Source organism: Arsukibacterium sp. (genome assembly GCF_036735525.1).
Classification (GTDB): Bacteria; Pseudomonadota; Gammaproteobacteria; order Enterobacterales; family Alteromonadaceae; genus Alishewanella.
Genome location: NZ_DAINOE010000113.1, coordinates 6,732 through 7,768, shown reverse-complemented (window position 1 = coordinate 7,768; position 1,037 = coordinate 6,732). Strand labels below are relative to the sequence as shown.

1 protein-coding gene is annotated in these 1,037 nt (G+C 52.5%); it reads right to left on the bottom strand.

Annotation, left to right across the window (positions count from 1 at the left end; genetic code table 11):
• Positions 1-1,034 (bottom strand): ABC transporter permease (locus tag V7D78_RS15415; RefSeq protein ID WP_333609348.1); only part of this gene is annotated, 1,034 nt, incomplete at its 3' end.
• Between the last annotated feature and the right edge of the window lie 3 nt (positions 1,035-1,037).

Here is a 1,037-nt window from a genome sequence, read left to right as displayed (position 1 = left end):
AAACTGCTGAATAGCGCGATCACAGCAATCAGTAACACCAACACATTCAGGGCGTTTGTCGCAGCAAAGGTGCGCTCAAATAATTGTAGCGAGTAACGTTTAACCGCATGTTGATCAATAACTTGCGTCTCGTTTAGCGAAAATTGTGCTGTTAACGCCGAGATCAGCTCAGCCACAGCCGTGGGTTCAACCCGCAATGCCGTGCTGCCACGCTCGGTGTCTGCCCAATTGTGTTGTAGCGTCGCCAACGACAGCAACACCTGTCCTTTCGGATTACCATAATCACTATATATGGCACTGATCGTAAAGCCAGTTTGCTGCCTGCCCGCCAGCGGCAGTGTATCACCTAACTTCAGGTTAAGTTGCCGAGCCAATTGTTCGTTGATCATCACAGCAGCATTGTCACCCATCTCTTGCCACGCATCAGGGATGCTGCTAAGCAGCGGCCAATGCTCACTATAAGTACTGTGCAGTTGTATGCCACGTAATTCGACTGGGATACCCGCTACCTGACTGTCGGTACCCGCAGAGGGCAGCAAAGCAGAAACAGCAGGGTGTTGTAGTAGCCAAGCGTCCACCTGCTGCGCTTGCGCTTCGTCATCAATCCGCAAATACACCTCTGCCGCCAAGCGCTGATCCAGCCAGCCGGTAAATGTGTTACGAAATCCTTCCACCATACCGCCAACCCCAATGCTGGTGGACAGTGCCAGCAACAAGGCCACTAATGCCACGCTAAGATGCGACACCTGCATACGTGCGTCTGCCCACAGCCATTGCACCACAGCAGAGCGTGAGCAACACTGCACCAAGCGCAAACAGACGTTTAACGTGGCGGGCATTAACAAGGCCGCACTGATAAAAATCAAAGCCAGCAATAAAAAGCCACTGAATAAGGATTCGCCAAACCAGGCTACACCTAGGGCAAGCAAAATGCAGAGGCTACCCGCACCCGTCAACAGCACCGGATGCTCTAAACCCTGTGCACTGCTGCGAGCTTGGCTCAGACTAGCATGCCCCTTAATAAGCTTAACCATGGG